Consider the following 19,131-nt stretch of genomic DNA (forward strand, 5'->3'; position numbering starts at 1 on the left):
CCGCACCCCGGGCTGGATCTCGCAGTGGGAAGAGATGATCACCGATCCGGAATACAAGATCGGCCGTCCGCGCCAGCTGTTCGTCGGCGCCGCCACTCGCGACGTGCCGGACGTGGCTAAGCGCTAAGCGCAGTTCATCCGATCCGCTGCGCAGTGCAGCAATTGCAGACGCCCCGGCCCGCCGGGGCGTTTGTCTTTTCTGCGCCGGTGCGCCTTGTGCAGCGCAACGACGGCAAGGGCAGGAAATTGCACCTTGAATGGTCCAGGGCGCAATTAGTGGAAAATTGTGTCGCGTTTTCCCAATGGGGTTCCGCATTTATTGTGCGATTGTCGCGTACCGCAGGAAATTTGACCCTATAATGCGGGCTGCTTTGCCGACGGCAGCCGGGCCATCCCTCCGGCATGTGGTGCGGCAAGCGGGGCAGGCGAATCGCTTGCGCAATAGAGAACGCATCAAACGTTGTCTTTCCGAACCTTGGTCCCCATACCACAGCGGGACTGACACATGCCGGGCCCCGCATCTCTTGAGCTTTTCCGCAGGCCCGTCTTCCGCGTCTCGGACCGCTTTTCTGCCGTTCCGATCTCTGTAGTCCGCGGGTGTTGTTCGATTGCGCAGGTCATTCCGTTTCTGCCCGGATGACCCAAACATAAATCGAGGAGCTCCTGATGACGCTGTCCTGCCTTACGTCCCGCATCACTTCCATTTCGCTGGCCGCCATGCTGGCCACCTTTGGCGCCGCCGCCAACGCCGAAACCGTGAAGATCGCCATTGCCGGCCCGATGAGCGGCTCGGTGGCGCAGTACGGCGACATGGTCAAGGCCGGTGCGCTGACCGCCATCGAACAGATCAATGCAGCCGGCGGCGCCGGCGGCAACAAGTTCGAAGTGGTGATGATGGACGACGCCTGCGAACCCAAGCAGGCCGTCGCGGTGGCCAACAAGATCGTCAGCCAGAACATCAAGTACGTGATCGGCCACGTGTGCTCGGGCTCGACCATCCCGGCCTCGGACATCTACGAGAACGAAGGCATCGTGATGGTTACGCCGTCGGCCACTGCGCCGCAGCTGACCGAGGCCAGGAAGCGCAAGTTCATCTTCCGCACCATCGGCCGCGACGACCAGCAGGGCCCGGCCGCCGCCCAGTACATCATCGGCAAGGTCAAGCCGAAGAAGGTGGCCGTGCTGCACGACAAGCAGTCGTACGGCCAGGGCATCGCCAGCTCGGTGAAGAAGGACCTGGAAGCCGCCAAGATCCCGGTGGCCGTGTTCGAGGGCATCAACGCCGGCGATTCGGATTACTCCGCTGTCATCACCAAGCTGAAGGCGCAGGGCGTGGACTTCGTCTACTTCGGCGGCTACCACCCGGAAATGGGCCTGCTGCTGCGCCAGGCGCGCGAGCAGGGCGTGAAGGCCACCTTCATGGGCCCCGAGGGCGTGGGCAACAAGGACGTGACCGCGATCGCCGGCCCGTCGTCGGAAGGCATGCTGGTGACGCTGCCGGCCGACTTCTCGGCCGACCCGGCCAACGCCGGCCTGGTGAAGGCTTTCGCCGACAAGAAGCGTGACGCCAACGGTCCGTTCCAGATGCCGGCCTACGCCGCCGTCAAGATCATCGGCGACGCCATTGCCGGCGCCAAGAGCACCGACCCGGCCAAGGTCGCGGCGTACATGCACAAGAACGCCTTCACCACCCCGATCGGCAAGGTCGAGTACGACGACAAGGGTGACCTGAAGTCCTTCAAGTTCGTGGTCTACACCTGGCACAAGGACGCCAGCAAGACCGCGGCGAACTGAGGCGCTTCATATCCCGAAGGGTTGCTCCCCTCTCCCGCTTGCGGGAGAGGGGCAGGGGGCGAGGGCGGGCGGATCAAAGGCTGAGGCCTGTGGGTTCAAACCGTTGGCCCCGCTTGATGTGGCTCCTCGCTAAACCACCCCTCACCCCGGCCCTCTCCCCATGCGGGGAGAGGGAGAACACCTTGCTTTGGCAAGTTCGAATGGTTTTGGTGCATCCCTGCTGAGGCCAGCTCTGCGGCTTCGAGGTTTCCCCCCCAATGAATGAATTCCTTCCACAGTTCACCCAGCAGCTGGTCAATGGCCTGACGCTGGGTGCGATCTATGCGCTGATCGCCATTGGCTACACAATGGTCTACGGCATCATCGGCATGATCAATTTCGCGCACGGCGAGATTTACATGATCGGTGCCTATGTCGGCCTGGTCACGCTCACCGCAATCGGCGCCCAGGCAGGCTACCCCCTGCCGCTGGTGCTGGGCGCCGCCTTGCTGGTCTCGGTGCTGGTCACCGGCGTCTACGGCTTCGCGGTCGAGCGGGTGGCATACCGGCCCTTGCGCGGCGGTCCGCGGCTGGTGCCGCTGATCTCCGCCATCGGCATGTCGATCTTCCTGCAGAACTATGTCCAGATCGGGCAGGGCGCGCGCGACGTGTCCGTGCCGGTGCTGATCTCTGGCGCCATCGAATTCCAGATGGGCGGCGACTTCACGGTGACCGTGCCGTATTCGCGCCTGCTGATCGTGGGCGTGACGCTGGTGATGATGATCGCGCTGACGATGTTCATCGGCCGTTCACGCATGGGCCGCGCCTGCCGCGCCTGCGCTGAAGACATGCGCATGGCCAACTTGCTCGGCATCGACACCAACAAGGTGATCTCGTTCACCTTCGTGCTGGGCGCGATGCTGGCCGCCGTCGGCGGCGTGCTGATCGGGCTGAGCATCGGCAAGCTCAATCCCTTTATCGGCTTTATCGCTGGCATCAAGGCCTTTACCGCGGCGGTGCTGGGCGGCATCGGCAGCATCCCGGGCGCGATGCTAGGCGGCGTGCTGCTGGGCCTGGCGGAAACCTTCGCCTCGGGCTACATGCCGGCCGAATACAAGGACGTGGTTGCATTCAGCTTGCTGGTGCTGGTGCTGCTGTTCCGTCCGACCGGGCTGCTGGGCAAGCCTGATGTCGAGAAGGTGTGAGGGAGGGCGAGACCATGACTAACCAAGTTTCTGCGATGTCCGCCGGGCAGGCAGCGCGCGGCGCCACGCCGGGCCAGTCGCTGAAAAACGCGATCACGGCAGCCGTGATGACGGCGATTCTGACCATCCCCATCCTGGGCCTGCAGCTCAGGCTGGAAGGCTACAAGGTGGTGCTCGAGCCGCACTGGCGTCCGGTATGGATTGCCGTGGCGGCGGTGTTTCTGTTCCAGCTGTTCAAGCCGATGCTGTCGCGTGCCGGCAGTGCCGTGCGCCTGCCGTCGATTCCGCAGCTCGGTATGCGCCAGCAGCGCGTGGCGATATGGGTGCTGCTGGCGGTCGGGCTCGTGTGGCCGTTCTTCGGCTCGCGCGGCGCGGTCGACGTGGCCACGCTGGCGCTGATCTATGTGATCCTGGGGCTGGGCCTGAATATCGTGGTGGGCTATGCCGGCCTGCTCGACCTGGGCTACGTCGGCTTCTATGCAATCGGCGGCTATACCTATGCGCTGCTGAACCAGCATTTCGGGCTGGGCTTCTGGGAATGCCTGCCGATCGCAGCGGCGATGTCGGCGACCTTCGGCTTCCTGCTGGGCTTCCCGGTGCTGCGGCTGCGCGGCGACTACCTCGCCATCGTGACGCTGGGCTTCGGCGAGATCATCCGCCTGCTGGCCAACAACCTGACCAGCCTGACCGGCGGCCCGGATGGTGTCTCGGGCATTCCCAAGCCGTCCGTGTTCGGCATCGAGATGGCGCGCAGCGCGAGCGTGGAGGGTGCCAAGACCTTCCATGACCTGATCGGCCTGGACTACAGCGGCCAGCACATGGTGATTTTCCTGTACTTGCTGGCGCTGCTGCTGGTGGGCTTCACGCTGTTCGTCACCAGCCGCCTGATCCGCATGCCGATGGGCCGTGCCTGGGAAGCGCTGCGCGACGATGAGATCGCGTGCCGCTCGCTGGGCCTGAACCCGACCCGCATCAAGCTGTCGGCGTTCACGCTGGGCGCATCGTTTGCCGGCATTGGCGGCGCGTTCTTCGCGGCGCGGCAGGGGCTGGTCAATCCGGAATCGTTCACCTTCATCGAGTCGGCGCTGATCCTTGCCGTGGTGGTGCTGGGCGGCATGGGCTCGCAGCTGGGCGTGATCCTGGCGGCAATCCTGCTGACGGTGCTGCCCGAGGTGGCGCGCGGCTTTGCCGAATATCGCATGCTGATCTTCGGCCTGGTGATGGTGCTGATGATGATGTGGCGTCCGCAGGGCCTGCTGCCCGCGAGCCGTCCCCACGTGGAGCTTCCTCGATGAATGCCCCGATGACTAATTTGCAACAAGCCGAGTTGCTGAAGGTATCCGGCCTGCAGATGCGCTTCGGCGGCCTGCTGGCCGTGGACGGCATCGATTTCGATGTCCGCAAGGATGAGGTCTTCGCCATCATCGGCCCCAACGGCGCGGGCAAGACCACGGTGTTCAACTGCGTCGGCGGCTTCTACAAGCCGACCGCGGGTGATGTCACGCTGGACGGCCACGCCATTGCCGGCCTCCCCAGCCACAAGGTGGCGCGGCAGGGCCTGGTGCGGACCTTCCAGAACATCCGCCTGTTCAAATCCCTGACGGTGGTGGAGAACCTGCTGGTGGCGCAACACCTGCAGGTGCAGGCCGGCATCCTGCGTGGCCTGTTTGCCACGCCGGCCTATCGCCGTGCCGAGCGCGAGGCGCTGGAGCGCGCCGCAGTATGGCTGGAGCGAATGGGCCTGACCAAGGTTGCCAACCGCGAGGCGGGCACGCTGTCGTATGGCCACCAGCGCCGGCTTGAGATCGCGCGCTGCATGATCACCAAGCCGCGCCTGCTGATGCTGGACGAGCCCGCCGCCGGCCTGAACCCGCAGGAAAAGGTCGAATTGCAGCAATTGATCGACCAGCTGCGCCGCGAGTTCGGCATTGCCGTGCTGCTGATCGAGCACGACATGAGCCTGGTGATGGGTGTGTCCGACCGCATCCTGGTGATGGAGCACGGCAAGCCGATCGTGATCGGCAAGCCCGACGAAGTGCGGAACGACCCGCGCGTGATCAAGGCCTACCTGGGAGAGGACTGATGCTGAAGCTGGAACAGGTCCATACCCACTACGGCGCCGTCGAGGCGCTGTCGGGCGTATCGATCGAAGTCAACAAAGGGGAGATCGTCACCCTGATCGGCAGCAATGGCGCCGGCAAGACGACGCTGATGATGACCGTTTGCGGCACGCCGCGCGCCTCGAGCGGGCGCGTGCTGTTCGAGGGCGAGGACATCACCAACCGCTCGACGCACGAGATCATGCGGCTGGGCATGGCGATCTCGCCCGAGGGCCGGCGCGTGTTCCCGAGCCTGACGGTGCTGGAAAACCTGCAGATGGGCGGCTTCTTTGCCAAGCGCGACGAGGTCGAGGCCGGCATCGAGCACGTCTTCAAGCTGTTCCCGCGCCTGAACCAGCGCGCCAGCCAGCGTGCCGGCACCATGTCGGGCGGCGAGCAGCAGATGCTGGCGATCGGCCGCGCGCTGATGAGCCGGCCGCGTTTGTTGCTGCTGGACGAGCCCACGCTCGGCCTCGCGCCGCTGATCATCGCGCAGATCTTCGACATCATCCGGACCATTCGTGACGAGGGCGTCACTGTGTTCCTCGTCGAGCAGAATGCCAACAAGGCGCTGCAGGTCGCGGACCGGGGCTATGTGCTGGAAACCGGCAAGGTGGTGCTGGCCGATACCGGTGCCAACCTGCTGGCCAACGACCGGATCAAGGCTGCGTACCTGGGCGGCTGACGAAGCCGCCCCAAAACCCGGAAGGAGAGAGCGGTTTTGGGTGCGCCCAAGCCGCCCGAGCTAGCCCAAGCAAGGTGTTCTCCCTCTCCCCTCATGGGGAGAGGGTTGGGGTGAGGGGTGGGCTAGCAAGGAACCACCAGAAGCGAGGCCAACGGTTTTTTTCTGGCATGGCGGCCTTCGCAAGGCCTGTGGTTTTATCCAACCCGGAGGCTTCGGCCAGCGCCTGCCCTCACCCCCGGCCCCTCTCCCGCGCGCGGGAGAGGGGAGCAAACCGGCACCACGCCGGCCTTTTCGCCATCCGCGAAAGCCCCCTTTCGCCAATCACATTACATTCCAGGCGTCGTCCCGGCCGGGCAGGGCGCTGATCCCCATACCCCCTGTGGCATAATCGATTGCCAAGTCAAGCATTGCAGCATCGCTTGAAATAACGCTCGCTTCAGGCGGCTTCCGGCGCGATCATCGCGATTGATTGCTATATCGACGCCCGTGTTCGCCACCGCGACCGAAGCGAACAAAAACCCCTGCAAACTACTGCGCGGCCACCGCGGACCTCTCCTGCAAGGGATCGGTCATTCGGCCCGCCATCGCATCATGGCCAAGACGCTCTACGACAAACTCTGGGATGACCACACCGTCCACGTCGAGGAAGACGGCACCACGCTGCTCTACATCGACCGCCACCTGCTGCATGAAGTGACCAGCCCGCAGGCGTTCGAGGGCCTGAAGATGGCGGAGCGTCCGGTATGGCGCATCAGCGCGAACCTGGCCGTGTCGGACCACAACGTGCCGACCACCGACCGCAGCCAGGGTATCGCCGACCCGGTGTCGAAGCTGCAGGTGGATACGCTGGATGCAAACTGCGACAGCTTCGGTATCACCCAGTTCAAGATGACCGATCACCGCCAGGGCATCGTGCACGTGATCGGGCCGGAGCAGGGCGCGACGCTGCCCGGCATGACGGTGGTGTGCGGCGACTCGCATACCAGCACGCACGGCGCCTTCGGTGCGCTGGCACACGGCATCGGCACGTCTGAAGTCGAGCACGTGCTGGCCACGCAGACGCTGCTGGGCAAGAAGGCCAGGAACATGCTGGTCAAGGTGGAAGGCAAGCTGCCGCGCGGCTGCACCGCCAAGGACATCGTGCTTGCCATCATCGGCAAGATCGGCACCGCCGGCGGCACCGGCTACACCATCGAGTTCGCCGGCTCGGCCATCCGTGACCTGACCATGGAAGGCCGCATGACCGTCTGCAACATGGCCATCGAGGCCGGCGCGCGCGCCGGGCTGGTGGCGGTGGACGACGTCACGCTGGAATACGTCAAGGGCCGCCCGTACGCGCCGCAGGGCGTGGAGTGGGAGCAGGCCGTGGCCTACTGGCGCACGCTGCATTCGGATGCGGGCGCAAAATTCGACCAGGTAGTCGAATTGCGTGCCGAAGAGGTCCGCCCACAGGTGACCTGGGGCACTTCGCCGGAAATGGTCATCAGCATCGAAGACCGCGTTCCGGATCCCGAGAAGGAAAAGGATTCGAGCAAGCGCAACGCCATGGAGCGCGCGCTGGAGTACATGGGCCTGCAGCCCAACGTGCCGGTCGAAAGCATCAATATCGACAAGGTCTTCATCGGCTCGTGCACCAACAGCCGTATCGAAGACATGCGCGCTGCCGCGTGGGTGGTGCAAAAGCTGGGCCGCAAGATCGCTGCCAACGTGAAGCTGGCGATGGTGGTGCCGGGTTCGGGCCTGGTCAAGGAACAGGCCGAGCGCGAAGGCCTGGACAAGATCTTCAAGGCCGCCGGCTTTGAGTGGCGCGAGCCGGGCTGCTCGATGTGCCTGGCCATGAACGCCGACCGCCTCGATCCGGGCGAGCGCTGCGCGTCGACCTCGAACCGCAACTTCGAGGGCCGGCAGGGCGCCGGTGGCCGTACCCACCTGGTGAGCCCGGCGATGGCAGCGGCTGCCGCCATCGAAGGTCATTTCGTCGACATCCGCAAGCTGGGCTGAGCGGAGCGCGCCAGATGAAAAGGACCCTGATCGCATTGCTGGCATGCCTGGGCATGCTGCAGCTGGCTGGCTGCAATACCATGGCCGGCCTGGGCAAGGACACGCAGGCCGCCGGCAGCTCGCTCGAGCGCGCGGCCAAGAAGTAAGGAAAGAGACATGGACAAGTTCACTGTACACAGCGGCCTCGTGGCACCGCTCGACCGCGAAAACGTCGACACCGACGCCATCATCCCGAAGCAGTTCCTGAAGTCGATCAAGCGCACCGGCTTCGGCCCCAACCTGTTTGACGAGTGGCGCTACAAGGATGTCGGCGAGCCCGGCATGGACAACAGCAAGCGTCCGCTGAACCCGGACTTCGTGCTGAACCAGCAGCGCTACCAGGGCGCGTCGATCCTGCTGGCGCGCCGCAACTTCGGCTGCGGCAGCTCGCGCGAGCATGCGCCGTGGGCGCTGACGCAATACGGCTTCCGCGCCGTGATCGCGCCCAGCTTCGCCGATATCTTCTTCAATAACTGCTACAAGAACGGCTTGTTGCCGGTGGTGCTGAGCGAGCAGCAGGTCGACCACCTGTTCAACGAGACCAACGCGTTCAACGGCTACCAGCTAACCATCGACCTGGACAAGCAGGTTGTGCTCACGCCGTCGGGCCAGGGCTACGAGTTCGACATCGCCCCGTTCCGCAAGTACTGCATGCTGAACGGCTTCGACGACATCGGCCTGACCCTGCGCCATGCTGACAAGATCAAGGCCTACGAGGCCGAGCGCGTGGCGAAGATGCCGTGGCTGAACAACCGCCTGGTCGGATAAGACTCAACGAGGGAAGACAACAATGAAGATCGCAGTCCTGCCGGGTGACGGCATCGGTCCCGAAATCGTGACGGAGGCCGTCAAGGTCCTGAACGCGCTCGACGAGAAGTTTGAACTGGAAACCGCGCCCGTGGGCGGTGCCGGCTACGAGGCCGAAGGCCATCCGCTGCCGGAGAGCACGCTGAAGCTGGCCAAGGAAGCCGACGCCATCCTGTTTGGCGCCGTCGGCGACTGGAAGTACGACAGCCTGGAGCGCGCGCTGCGCCCCGAGCAGGCCATCCTGGGCCTGCGCAAGCACCTGCAGCTGTTCGCCAACTTCCGTCCGGCGATCTGCTATCCGGAACTGACCGGCGCCTCGAGCCTGAAGCCCGAGCTGGTGGCCGGCCTGGATATCCTGATCGTGCGCGAACTGAACGGCGACATCTACTTCGGGCAGCCGCGCGGACTGCGCGAAGCGCCGGATGGCCTGTTCAAGGGCGAACGTGAAGCCTTCGACACCATGCGCTACAGCGAGCCGGAAATCCGCCGCATCGCGCATGTGGCGTTCCAGGCCGCGGCCAAGCGCGGCAAGAAGCTGTGCAGCGTCGACAAGGCCAATGTGCTCGAGACCTTCCAGTTCTGGAAGGACATCGTGATCGACGTCAGCAAGGAATATCCGGAAGTCGAGCTGTCGCACATGTACGTGGACAACGCGGCGATGCAGCTGGTCAAGGCGCCCAAGAGCTTCGACGTGATCGTCACCGGCAATATGTTCGGCGACATCCTGTCGGACGAGGCCGCCATGCTGACCGGCTCGATCGGCATGCTGCCGTCGGCGTCGCTGGATGCGAACAACAAGGGCCTGTACGAGCCCTCGCACGGCTCGGCGCCGGACATCGCCGGCAAGGGCGTGGCCAATCCGCTGGCGACCATCCTGTCGGCGGCGATGATGCTGCGCTACTCGCTGAACAAGGCCGAGCAGGCCGACCGCATCGAGAACGCCGTCAAGAAGGTGCTGGCCCAGGGCTACCGCACCGGCGACATCCTGACGCCGGGCTGCAAGCAAGTTGGCACCCGCGAGATGGGTGAAGCCGTACTGGCGGCACTGTAAGTCACACACAAGTGGGCACCGCCAGCGCGGTGCCCTGCGCTTTATTTGTCCCCAATTTGCACGGTGCGGCAGCGCCGCAAATTCGTGTAGACTCTGCGAATGGCCCGATTTTCCCAGTCCACCCTGACTGCTGTTGTCGCCCTGACCGCCACCCGCGGCCCGGTCGGCACGATTTCGCTCGGCCAGACCGCAACGACGATTAAAACCATTATTAAAACCGCGATCGCCTAGATCCGTTCGTCGTGCCTGCCCGTCTTCCCCGCGCAGCCACGCCGGGCGAGGAAAATGGCGGGGAAGTAAAAATCACATCCGAGGTAAATCATGATTGTAGGTCTCGTCGGTTGGCGGGGTATGGTCGGCAGCGTCCTGATGCAACGCATGCAGGAAGAGCGTGACTTCGACCACATCGAACCCGTCTTCTTCAGCACGTCCAACGCCGGCGGCAAGGCGCCCGCCATGGCCAAGAACGAAACCACGCTCAAGGATGCCAACGACATCGAGGCACTGAAGAAGTGCGACGTGGTGCTGACCGCCCAGGGCGGCGACTACACCAACGAGGTCTTCCCCAAGCTGCGCGCGGCTGGCTGGAAGGGCTACTGGATCGACGCGGCTTCGTCGCTGCGCATGAAGGACGATGCCATCATCGTGCTGGATCCGGTCAACCAGGGTGTGATCAAGGACGCGCTGTCCAAGGGCGTCAAGAATTTCATCGGCGGCAACTGCACGGTCAGCTGCATGCTGATCGGCCTGGGTGGCCTGTTCCAGGCCGACATGGTCGAATGGATGACCTCGATGACCTACCAGGCCGCTTCGGGCGGCGGCGCCCAGCACATGCGCGAACTGCTGACGCAGTTCGGCACGCTGAACGCGTCGGTCAAGCCGCTGCTGGACAACCCGGCATCGGCCATCCTGGAAATCGACCGCCAGATCCTGGCGACCCAGCACGGCCTGTCGGCGGAAGAAACCAAGCAGTTCGGCGTGCCGCTGGCCGGCAACCTGATTCCCTGGATCGACAAGGACCTGGGCAACGGCCAGTCCAAGGAAGAGTGGAAGGGCGGCGCCGAGACCAACAAGATCCTGGGCCGTGGCGAAGGCTTCCTGGGTGCGACCGGCGCCACGCCGATCGCAGTGGATGGCCTGTGCGTGCGCATCGGCGCGATGCGCTGCCACTCGCAGGCACTGACCATCAAGCTGCGCCGCGACGTGCCGCTGGACGAGATCGAAGGCATGCTGGCTGCCCACAACCCGTGGGCCAAGGTGGTGCCGAACACGCGTGAAGCCAGCATGACCGACCTGACCCCGGCGGCCGTGACCGGCACGCTGACGATCCCGGTTGGCCGCCTGCGCAAGATGCAGATGGGCGGCGAGTACCTGTCGGCCTTCACAGTCGGCGACCAGCTGCTGTGGGGCGCGGCCGAGCCGCTGCGCCGCATGCTGCGTATCCTGATCGAATCCTGATGGGAAGCTGCCTGGTTGCGTCCGTTGCAGCCAGGCAACAGAAAAGACCGCTTTGCCGACAACGCCGCGCCCACGCGCGGCGTTGTTGTATCCGGGCGCCTATTTTCCCGGGCGATGCGTCACAATACGCCGGCATGCGCCCCGGCCCGCAGGGGTCGGCGCCTGCGCGCCGGCTGGTAAGGGGGTGCAACCAAAAGGGGCTGCAACCAGAATACCCCGCCAGCCTGCCGGACCTGTTTATGGGGTCGGTTTGTCGATGTATATCGCTACTAAAACATAACGGAGCATAAGGTGAGTGTGAGCCAACATCGCCGGAAAGATGCGCCTACTGCCCGTCAGCGCTGGTCAACGCTGGCCGTCACGGCACTGGGCCTGCTGCTTGCGCAGCCGGCCGCATATGCCGCGGGGTTCGGGCAATTGCGGGTTCAGTCGAATCTGGGGCAGCCGCTGCAGGCTGAGATCGACATCAGTGGGGTCACGCCCGAGGAGGCTGCCGGGCTGAACGTCAAGCTGGCGTCGCCGGGGGCGTATGCCGCAGCCGGGCTGACCTACCAGCCAGCGGTCAGCACGCTGCGCCTGGAGATCGAGCGCCGCCCGAACGGCAGCTATGTCGCCAAGGTCCGTTCGTCGCAGCCGATCAGCGAGCCGTTCGTCGACATCCTGGTCGACATGAGCTGGGCCAGCGGCAAGGTTTCGCGCGCCTACACATTCCTGCTTGATCCCGCCGGGGCCAAGCCTACCAACGAGACATTCTCGCCGTCGGCGGTGGTGCAGGCGGCAACGCCCGACGCTTCACCCGCCACCGCGCCGCAGCCTGCGGCTGCCGCACCGCAAGCGGCCGTGCAGGAAGCCGCGCCCGCCGCCGCATCGGCGCGTCCGGCTGCACCGGTGCGCCCGGCACGTCAGGCCAGGCGAGCGCCGGCACCGGCGGCCGCAGCCAGCGCCGACATGGCGCCGGGCGGCGGCTATACCGTCAAGCGCGGCGATACGCTGTATGGGATCGCCGGCGAAGCCGTACAGGGCGCCGAATCTGTGTCGCTGGACCAGATGCTGGTCGCGCTCTACCGCAACAATCCCAACGCCTTTATCGGCGGCAACATGAACCGGCTGCGCAGCGGCGCGGTACTGCAGGTGCCGACCCAGCAACAGGCGCAGTCCGTCACGCCCAAGGAGGCGCGTCGCGAAGTGGTTGCGCGCACGCAGGGCTTCGACGCCTATCGCAGCCGCCTGGCGAGTGCCGCCGCGGCCAAGTCGGTCGAGCCCGACAGCGGCCGCCAGCAGTCGGGCAACGTCACGGCGCGCGTGCAGGAACAGGCGGCCCCGGCCGATGGTCCGCGTGACGAACTGAAGCTGAGCAAGGCCGAGCGGGGCGCGCAGGCCGATGCAGCCGCCAAGGCCGAGGCCAACGTCGCGCGCGAGCGCCAGGTCAAGGAAGCCGAGGCGCGCCTGGCGCAGCTGGAAAAGAACATCGGCGACATGCAGAAGCTGCTCGAGCTGAAGAACGCCGAGATCGCCAAGCTGAGCCAGGCCAGCCAGTCTGCGCTGGCCGACAAGGAAAAGGAAAAGGCGGCCGCGGTGGCCAAGCCTGAAGCCGCCGCACCGAACGTGGTGACTGCCCAGGCGCCGAAGGCGGATGCCGTGGAACCGGCGGCAGCGGCGGGCGCTGCTGCCACAGCGGTGCCCGATGCCGCCAGTGCCGCCGCTGTCACTGCCGCTGCACCGGCGGTGGCTGCCGCCGGCGCTTCAGCGCCGCAGGCAGCCGCAGCCGCGCCGGCATCGGCCCCGACAGCCAAGCCGGCGCCGCCTGTGGTGGCACAGCCCGCACCGGTGCAAGAGCCGTCGTTCCTTGACGGCCTGCTGGCCAACCCGATGCTGCTGCCCGGCGGCGGCCTGGTGGTGGCGCTGCTCGGCGTCTACGCGATCTATCGCCGTCGCCAGCAGCAGAAGGAAGGCGAGGCAACCGGCTTCGGCGACAGCATCCTGTCGCAGGAAAGCACGGTGATGGCCGGCACCAATTCGCTGTTCGGCGCCGCCGGCGGCCAGAGTGTCGACACCTCGCAGCACAGCGTGTTCGGCGCCGACTTCCGCATCGGCAACAACACGCCGGAAGCCAACGAGGTCGACCCGATCGCCGAGGCCGAGGTCTATATCGCCTACGGGCGCGATGTGCAGGCGGAGGAAATCCTGCGCGAAGCCCTGGAGAAAAACCCGGAGCAGCAGCCGGTGCGGCTCAAGCTCCTGGAGATTTACAGCAACAGACAGGATGTGGAAGGTTTCCGCGTGATAGCAGAAGAAATGTTCGCCCAGACCGGCGGACACGGTGCGGAATGGCTGAAGGCAGCAGAAATGGGGCGCGCGCTCGAGCCGGGCAACGCGCTGTACCTGGCGGTGACGCCGGACGCCGCGGGTCCGGACACGGCCTCGCCCGCGACGGACCAGTGGCGCACGCAGGACCCTTCACAGGATCCGGCATCGATCCCGCGCCTGGAGCCCTCGCTGGGCGACCTGGCGTTGCCGCTGGACGCCTTCCCGGCGCCCGCGGCGGGCGACCCGATCGTAGCGCCGGCATCGGCGGCGATGGTGTTCGGTACGGATTCGGACCCGACCGAGCCGGCCGTGCGCCTGGATGGCGGACTGGGCCTGGACTTCCCGGCCCGTGCCACCGACCCGCTGGCCGACGATCTGGAGGAGCACGCGCACGACGTGCCGCGCCTGGACACGCCGACCCGTTCGCGCCCGCTGGAGTTCGACATGTCGGGCCTGTCGCTGGACCTGGGCAGTGGGCCGTCGGCCATCAGTGGCTCGCCGGCCGCGGCGGACGAAGCCTTCGCGCCGTTGCCTGCGACGACCATGCTGCGCGATGGCAAGCTGGCCGAGCCGATCGACCTGTCGCGCGTCCCCGACGAGACCAATCCCGACACCGCCCGCGGCGTTTCGCCCAGCACGCTGTCGACCGATGGTGTCGACAGCGGCCGCGATATGCAGATCAAGCTCGACCTGGCCCGTGCCTATATCGAGATCGGCGACAAGGAGGGCGCGCGCGAGCTGCTGCAGGAAGTGGTTGAGCAGTCGCAGGACCCGCTGCAGGCCGAGGCCCGTTCGCTACTGCTGGAAGTGGCCTGAGCTATCATTGACGGTCCGCCGCGGCACACGCTGCCGCGGCCTGAAGCGATGCGCCGGAAGCGTCCCTTCCGGCGCATTTGCTTTTCCGGCGCGCATTGCTTGCCCGCCGCCATGCTTTTTCCCCTGACATGAACCGCATCGCACTTGGCCTGCACTACGACGGCGCCGCCTTTTCCGGGTGGCAGTCGCAGCCGCACCGCAATACCGTGCAGGATCGCCTCGAAGACGCCATCGAGCGCTTCGCCGGCGTGCGCCTGCTTACCACCGTCGCGGGGCGCACCGATGCCGGCGTGCACGCGCTGGGGCAGGTGATCCACCTGGATACCGAGCTGGAACGCGAGCCCTTTTCCTGGGTGCGCGGCGTCAACACCTTCCTGCCCCCGTCGATCGCACTGCAGTGGGCGCTGCCGGTCGATGAAGGTTTCCATGCCCGCTTCCTGGCGTACGAGCGCATGTATTACTACGCGCTCTACACCGGTCCGCACCGGGTGCCAATGGTTCATGGCCGCGCCGGCTACCAGATCTTGCCACCCGGACAACGGCTCGACGCAGACGCCATGCGCGAAGCCGCGGCTTATCTGATCGGCGAGCACGATTTTTCCGCTTTCCGCGCCGCCGAATGCCAGGCCAAGTCGCCAGTCAAGACCATGTACGACGTCACCATCCGCGACGACGGCAACTGGGTGTTCCTGCGCTTCCGCGCCAGCGCCTTCCTGCACCACATGGTGCGCAACCTCATGGGCTGCCTGGTGGCCGTTGGCCGCCGCCGTTACCCCCCGCAGTGGCTGGCGCAGGTGCTGGCCGGGCGCGACCGCAAGCTGGCGGCGCCCACGTTCATGCCGGATGGCCTCTACCTGGTCGGGGTCAAGTATCCTGATGCTTACCCGATCCCGGCGGCGGACCCATCCGCGAGCCTGTTCCATGGAGTGTTCGATGACGCAGCCTGAGGGCAGTGCGGTGCACCTGCCGCAGCGCACCCGCATCAAGATCTGCGGCCTGACGCGCGAGGACGACGTGCGCGCCGCCGTCGATGCCGGCGCGGACGCGATCGGGCTGGTGTTCTACCCGAAGAGCCCCCGCTACGTCGACGTAGCGCAAGCCGCGGCGCTGGCCGAGGCCGCCGGGCCGTTCGTCGCGGTGACGGGCCTGTTCGTCAACGCCGAACTGGAAGACATCGCCCACGTGGCCGAGCGTGTGCCGTTGACGCTGCTGCAGCTGCACGGCGATGAAACTCCGCAGTTCTGCACCCAGGCCGCCCAGCGCTGCAGGCTGCCGTTCCTGCGCGCCGCCCGTGTCCGTCCGGGGCTTGATTTGGTAGAATTTGCCGACCAATACCGTGATGCCGCTGCCTTGCTGCTTGATGCCTTCGTCGAAGGCTACGGCGGTGGCGGCCACGTCTTCGACTGGACCCTGATTCCTCCGGCATGGCTTCCGCCCAATCCTCCGGTTCCGGCAACCGGCAGCCCGAACGCAAGCGGCGCTCCTCGCATCGTTTTGAGTGGTGGGTTGAACGCGCAAAACGTCGCTGGCGCGATTGAACGCGTGCGCCCTTACGCCGTGGATGTCAGCAGCGGGGTAGAGGCCGCCAAGGGCGTGAAAGACCACGCCCGCATTGCCGAGTTTGTGCGCGCTGTCCGCAGCGCCGGGGCCGGATCAGCCGGATAGAAGCCCGATTCGCTCCCCGCATACCGCGCCCGTCCGCTTTTTCCATACCCATGACGGGCATCGCGCACCCAGTCAACCAGGCGAGCCTTGCCGAGTGAGGCAAGGCCGCTGTTCCGAAGAGCCTAGACATGTACGACCTGCCCGATTCCCGTGGCCATTTCGGCCCCTATGGCGGCACCTTCGTTTCCGAGACGCTGGTCCACGCGCTGGACGAGTTGCGCGAAGCCTATGCGCACTCTCAGAAGGACCCGGAGTTCGATGCCGAATTCCGCCGCGAGCTGAAGCACTTTGTCGGCCGCCCGTCGCCGATCTACCACGCGCAGCGCTGGAGCGAGACGCTCGGCGGTGCGCAGATTTACTTCAAGCGTGAAGACCTGAACCACACCGGCGCGCACAAGATCAACAACGTCATTGGCCAGGCGCTGCTGGCCAAGCGCATGGGCAAGCCGCGCGTGATCGCCGAGACCGGGGCAGGGCAGCACGGCGTGGCCACGGCCACCATCGCCGCCCGTTTCGGCATGGAGTGCGTGGTCTACATGGGCGCCGAGGACGTCAAGCGCCAGGCCGCCAACGTCTACCGCATGAAGCTGCTGGGCGCGACCGTGGTGCCGGTGGAAAGCGGCTCGCGCACGCTCAAGGACGCGCTCAATGAAGCCATGCGCGACTGGGTCACCAACGTCGAGAACACCTTCTACATCATCGGCACCGTGGCCGGCCCGCACCCGTACCCGATGATGGTGCGCGACTTCCAGTGCGTGATCGGCGAGGAGGCAAAGGTGCAGATGCCCGAGCTGGCCGGCCGCCAGCCGGATGCCGTGATCGCCTGCGTCGGCGGCGGCTCCAATGCGATGGGCATCTTTTACCCGTATATCGAGCATAAGGACGTGCAACTGATCGGCGTGGAAGCCGCCGGCGACGGCCTGGACACCGGCCGCCATGCCGCTTCGCTGACCGGCGGCACGCCCGGCGTGCTGCACGGCAACCGCACCTACCTGCTGCAGGACGAGAACGGCCAGATCATCGAGACGCATTCGGTCTCGGCCGGCCTGGACTACCCCGGCGTCGGCCCCGAGCACGCCTGGCTCAAGGACAGCGGCCGCGCGCAATATGTGCCGATCACCGACGAGGAAGCCCTCAAGGCCTTCCACGACTGCTGCCGCATCGAGGGCATCATCCCGGCGCTGGAGTCGAGCCACGCGATCGCCTACGCCTGCAAGCTGGCGCCGACGCTGCCCAAGGACAAGCTGCTGCTGGTGAACCTGTCCGGGCGCGGCGACAAGGACATGCATACCGTGGCCGAACGCGCGGGGCTCAAGCTCTGATGCGCGCGCTGCCTCACCCCCAGGGCCTCGCCGTTGGCGGGGCCGACGACTTGCCTGGCGCGTCCGACGCACCCCCGCTGCAATTGTTCCAGGAAGACATGTTCGAGGGCATTGCCCGCCTGCCGGACGGCTCGGTCGACCTGATCGTCGCCGATCCGCCGTACGGGCTGGGCAAGGACTATGGCAACGATTCCGACCTGCTGTCGGGCCAGGCCTACCTGGACTGGTCCGAGCGCTGGATGGACGCGGTCGTGCCCAAGCTCGCGCCCAAGGGCACGCTCTACCTGTTCTGCACCTGGCAGTATTCGCCGGAGCTGTTCGTGATGCTCAAGCGGCGCCTGACGATGATCAACGAGATCATCTGGGACCGCCGTGTGCCCAGCATGGGCGGTACCACGCGCAAGTTCTCGTCGGTGCACGACAACATCGGCTTCTTTGCCAAGGCGCGCGACTACTACTTCGATCTCGACCCGGTCCGCATCCCGTACGACCCCGAGACCAAGAAGGCGCGCAGCCGTCCGCGCTTCGAGGGCAAGAAGTGGCTGGAGGTGGGCTACAACCCCAAGGATCTGTGGAGCATCTCGCGCATCCACCGGCAGGACCCCGAGCGCGCCAACCACCCGACGCAGAAGCCGCTGGAGATCGTCGAGCGCATGGTGCTGTCGAGTTGCCCGCCGGGTGGCCTGGTGCTGGACCCGTTCGCGGGCAGCGGTACCACCGCGGTGGCATGCCAGCGCCACGGCCGGCGCTTTGTCGGCTACGAGATCAACCCGGAGTACGTGCAGGTGGCGTGCGGTCGCGTGGCCGCGGCCGCGCAAGCCATGCCCGCGATCGAGCCTGGTGGTGCTCCAACCCTGGCCACCCCAACCCTGGCCGCCGCCAACGACGACGCCTCGCCGGCGCCGCGGCCTCACCTGATTCCCTGATATGTCCCGTATCCAGAAGACGTTCGCGGCGCTGGCCGCGCAGCAGAAGAAGGGCCTGATTCCATTCATTACCGCCGGCGATCCCGAGCCTGGCCTGACCGTGGCGCTGATGCACGCGCTGGTGGCGGGCGGCGCCGATGTGATCGAGCTGGGCGTGCCATTCTCCGACCCGATGGCCGACGGCCCGGTGATCCAGCGCGCCTCCGAGCGCGCGCTGGCGCAGGGCGTGTCGCTGACGCAGGTACTGCAGTGGGTGCGCGAGTTCCGCCAGACCGATGCCGAGACTCCGGTGGTGCTGATGGGCTACGCCAACCCGATCGAGCGCATGGGCGAAGAGGCCTTTGCCAAGGCCGCGAGCGCGGCTGGCGTGGATGGCGTGCTGGTGGTTGACTATCCTCCCGAGGAGTGCGAGTCCTTCGCCGGGCTGATGCGCGACAACGGCATGGACCCGATCTTCCTGCTGGCGCCGACTTCTACCGATGCGCGCATCGAGGCGGTCGCCCGCGTGGCCAGCGGCTACTTGTACTACGTGTCGCTCAAGGGCGTGACCGGCTCCGCATCAATCGACCTGGACAGCGTGGCTTCGCGCCTGCCCCTGATCAAGCAGCACGCCAACCTGCCAGTGGGCGTGGGTTTCGGCATTCGCGACGCGCAGACCGCGCGCGCGATCGGCAGCGTGTCCGATGCGGTGGTGATCGGCAGCCGGCTGGTGCAACTGCTGGAAGACACGCCGCGCGAGCAGGCGGTGGCGGCACTGCAGGCGTTTATCGCCGAGATCCGCCAGGCGCTGGACAGCAAGTGATCTAATCCGGGCTCGGTGGACCTCGATAAGTGATGCGATGTGCTCAATCTGCGCGCCGCGCTTCGAGGTCACGGGCCCGGCGTGGTAAATTTGCGGGTTGATTCCCTGCCACCTGCCGAAGTGCGCCCTGACACAGGGTTTGCCGGCGGCGCGCAGCTATCCGAAAGGAGCTTTC

Annotated in this window: 17 protein-coding genes; all 17 read left to right on the plus strand. The window is 66.0% G+C overall.

Annotation, left to right across the window (positions count from 1 at the left end; genetic code table 11):
• Nucleotides 1-666 precede the first annotated feature (666 nt).
• The 17 genes from ACIP1U_RS26815 to trpA all read left to right on the plus strand — a co-directional run bounded on the left by ACIP1U_RS26815 (nucleotide 667) and on the right by trpA (nucleotide 18,956).
• Nucleotides 667-1,794 carry a branched-chain amino acid ABC transporter substrate-binding protein gene (locus tag ACIP1U_RS26815; RefSeq protein WP_400321713.1) on the plus strand — a complete coding sequence of 376 codons (1,128 nt, stop codon included), beginning with the start codon at nucleotides 667-669 and terminating at the stop codon, nucleotides 1,792-1,794.
• 257 nt (nucleotides 1,795-2,051) lie between these two features.
• Entirely contained in the window at nucleotides 2,052-2,978 is a 927-nt protein-coding gene (gene livH / locus ACIP1U_RS26820; RefSeq protein WP_400321716.1) for a high-affinity branched-chain amino acid ABC transporter permease LivH, read from the plus strand.
• Between the two features lie 35 nt (nucleotides 2,979-3,013).
• Nucleotides 3,014-4,273 carry a high-affinity branched-chain amino acid ABC transporter permease LivM gene (locus ACIP1U_RS26825; RefSeq protein ID WP_400321901.1) on the plus strand — a complete coding sequence of 420 codons (1,260 nt, stop codon included), beginning with the start codon at nucleotides 3,014-3,016 and terminating at the stop codon, nucleotides 4,271-4,273.
• Nucleotides 4,274-4,281: 8 nt separating this feature from the next.
• Nucleotides 4,282-5,061 (plus strand): high-affinity branched-chain amino acid ABC transporter ATP-binding protein LivG, encoded by a 780-nt coding sequence (livG, locus tag ACIP1U_RS26830; RefSeq protein WP_400321718.1) that lies wholly within the window; start codon nucleotides 4,282-4,284, stop codon nucleotides 5,059-5,061.
• Nucleotides 5,061-5,762 carry an ABC transporter ATP-binding protein gene (locus ACIP1U_RS26835; protein ID WP_400321721.1) on the plus strand — a complete coding sequence of 234 codons (702 nt, stop codon included), beginning with the start codon at nucleotides 5,061-5,063 and terminating at the stop codon, nucleotides 5,760-5,762. Before livG ends, ACIP1U_RS26835 begins: the two co-directional genes overlap by 1 nt.
• A gap of 591 nt (nucleotides 5,763-6,353) precedes the next feature.
• Nucleotides 6,354-7,763 (plus strand): 3-isopropylmalate dehydratase large subunit, encoded by a 1,410-nt coding sequence (leuC, locus tag ACIP1U_RS26840; RefSeq protein ID WP_400321724.1) that lies wholly within the window; start codon nucleotides 6,354-6,356, stop codon nucleotides 7,761-7,763.
• A 14-nt stretch (nucleotides 7,764-7,777) separates the two neighbouring features.
• Nucleotides 7,778-7,909: an entericidin A/B family lipoprotein gene (locus ACIP1U_RS26845; protein WP_022535977.1), complete on the plus strand. Its 132-nt coding sequence runs from the start codon at nucleotides 7,778-7,780 to the stop codon at nucleotides 7,907-7,909.
• A gap of 10 nt (nucleotides 7,910-7,919) precedes the next feature.
• Nucleotides 7,920-8,570, plus strand: a complete 651-nt coding sequence (leuD, locus tag ACIP1U_RS26850) for a 3-isopropylmalate dehydratase small subunit (RefSeq protein ID WP_116322287.1) — start codon at nucleotides 7,920-7,922, stop codon at nucleotides 8,568-8,570.
• A gap of 22 nt (nucleotides 8,571-8,592) precedes the next feature.
• Entirely contained in the window at nucleotides 8,593-9,660 is a 1,068-nt protein-coding gene (gene leuB / locus ACIP1U_RS26855; RefSeq protein WP_400321728.1) for a 3-isopropylmalate dehydrogenase, read from the plus strand.
• Between the two features lie 99 nt (nucleotides 9,661-9,759).
• Nucleotides 9,760-9,891: a hypothetical protein gene (locus ACIP1U_RS26860; RefSeq protein WP_012353360.1), complete on the plus strand. Its 132-nt coding sequence runs from the start codon at nucleotides 9,760-9,762 to the stop codon at nucleotides 9,889-9,891.
• A gap of 90 nt (nucleotides 9,892-9,981) precedes the next feature.
• A complete protein-coding gene (asd, locus tag ACIP1U_RS26865; RefSeq protein WP_400321732.1) occupies nucleotides 9,982-11,118 on the plus strand; it encodes an aspartate-semialdehyde dehydrogenase in 1,137 nt (378 codons plus the stop codon).
• 291 nt (nucleotides 11,119-11,409) lie between these two features.
• Nucleotides 11,410-14,241 carry a FimV/HubP family polar landmark protein gene (locus ACIP1U_RS26870; protein WP_400321734.1) on the plus strand — a complete coding sequence of 944 codons (2,832 nt, stop codon included), beginning with the start codon at nucleotides 11,410-11,412 and terminating at the stop codon, nucleotides 14,239-14,241.
• A 128-nt stretch (nucleotides 14,242-14,369) separates the two neighbouring features.
• Complete coding sequence (gene truA, locus ACIP1U_RS26875; protein ID WP_400321737.1) at nucleotides 14,370-15,188, plus strand: tRNA pseudouridine(38-40) synthase TruA; 819 nt, start codon at nucleotides 14,370-14,372, stop codon at nucleotides 15,186-15,188.
• Nucleotides 15,175-15,906, plus strand: coding sequence for a phosphoribosylanthranilate isomerase (locus tag ACIP1U_RS26880; protein WP_400321740.1), 732 nt, complete (start codon nucleotides 15,175-15,177; stop codon nucleotides 15,904-15,906). Before truA ends, ACIP1U_RS26880 begins: the two co-directional genes overlap by 14 nt.
• Nucleotides 15,907-16,034: 128 nt before the next feature.
• Complete coding sequence (gene trpB, locus ACIP1U_RS26885; RefSeq protein WP_400321743.1) at nucleotides 16,035-17,228, plus strand: tryptophan synthase subunit beta; 1,194 nt, start codon at nucleotides 16,035-16,037, stop codon at nucleotides 17,226-17,228.
• Complete coding sequence (locus tag ACIP1U_RS26890) at nucleotides 17,228-18,154, plus strand: DNA-methyltransferase (RefSeq protein WP_400321745.1); 927 nt, start codon at nucleotides 17,228-17,230, stop codon at nucleotides 18,152-18,154. The genes trpB and ACIP1U_RS26890 overlap by 1 nt, the downstream gene beginning before the upstream one ends.
• A gap of 1 nt (nucleotide 18,155) precedes the next feature.
• Nucleotides 18,156-18,956: a tryptophan synthase subunit alpha gene (gene trpA, locus ACIP1U_RS26895; RefSeq protein ID WP_400321748.1), complete on the plus strand. Its 801-nt coding sequence runs from the start codon at nucleotides 18,156-18,158 to the stop codon at nucleotides 18,954-18,956.
• The last annotated feature ends 175 nt before the right edge of the window (nucleotides 18,957-19,131 follow it).

Origin of the sequence: Cupriavidus sp. NPDC089707, from assembly GCF_044748965.1 — a bacterium.
Taxonomy (GTDB): domain Bacteria; phylum Pseudomonadota; class Gammaproteobacteria; order Burkholderiales; family Burkholderiaceae; genus Cupriavidus.

Bases quoted from the DNA above. Each gene is read 5' to 3' on its own strand.
- ACIP1U_RS26825 (WP_400321901.1), top strand. From the start codon at position 3,014: ATGTCCGCCGGGCAGGCAGCGCGCGGCGCCACGCCGGGCCAGTCGCTG.
- trpA (WP_400321748.1), top strand. From the start codon at position 18,156: ATGTCCCGTATCCAGAAGACGTTCGCGGCGCTGGCCGCGCAGCAGAAG.
- ACIP1U_RS26880 (WP_400321740.1), top strand. From the start codon at position 15,175: ATGACGCAGCCTGAGGGCAGTGCGGTGCACCTGCCGCAGCGCACCCGC.
- livH (WP_400321716.1), top strand. From the start codon at position 2,052: ATGAATGAATTCCTTCCACAGTTCACCCAGCAGCTGGTCAATGGCCTG.
- truA (WP_400321737.1), top strand. From the start codon at position 14,370: ATGAACCGCATCGCACTTGGCCTGCACTACGACGGCGCCGCCTTTTCC.
- ACIP1U_RS26835 (WP_400321721.1), top strand. From the start codon at position 5,061: ATGCTGAAGCTGGAACAGGTCCATACCCACTACGGCGCCGTCGAGGCG.
- ACIP1U_RS26890 (WP_400321745.1), top strand. From the start codon at position 17,228: ATGCGCGCGCTGCCTCACCCCCAGGGCCTCGCCGTTGGCGGGGCCGAC.
- ACIP1U_RS26860 (WP_012353360.1), top strand. From the start codon at position 9,760: ATGGCCCGATTTTCCCAGTCCACCCTGACTGCTGTTGTCGCCCTGACC.
- ACIP1U_RS26845 (WP_022535977.1), top strand. From the start codon at position 7,778: ATGAAAAGGACCCTGATCGCATTGCTGGCATGCCTGGGCATGCTGCAG.
- trpB (WP_400321743.1), top strand. From the start codon at position 16,035: ATGTACGACCTGCCCGATTCCCGTGGCCATTTCGGCCCCTATGGCGGC.
- asd (WP_400321732.1), top strand. From the start codon at position 9,982: ATGATTGTAGGTCTCGTCGGTTGGCGGGGTATGGTCGGCAGCGTCCTG.
- leuB (WP_400321728.1), top strand. From the start codon at position 8,593: ATGAAGATCGCAGTCCTGCCGGGTGACGGCATCGGTCCCGAAATCGTG.
- leuC (WP_400321724.1), top strand. From the start codon at position 6,354: ATGGCCAAGACGCTCTACGACAAACTCTGGGATGACCACACCGTCCAC.
- livG (WP_400321718.1), top strand. From the start codon at position 4,282: ATGACTAATTTGCAACAAGCCGAGTTGCTGAAGGTATCCGGCCTGCAG.
- leuD (WP_116322287.1), top strand. From the start codon at position 7,920: ATGGACAAGTTCACTGTACACAGCGGCCTCGTGGCACCGCTCGACCGC.
- ACIP1U_RS26815 (WP_400321713.1), top strand. From the start codon at position 667: ATGACGCTGTCCTGCCTTACGTCCCGCATCACTTCCATTTCGCTGGCC.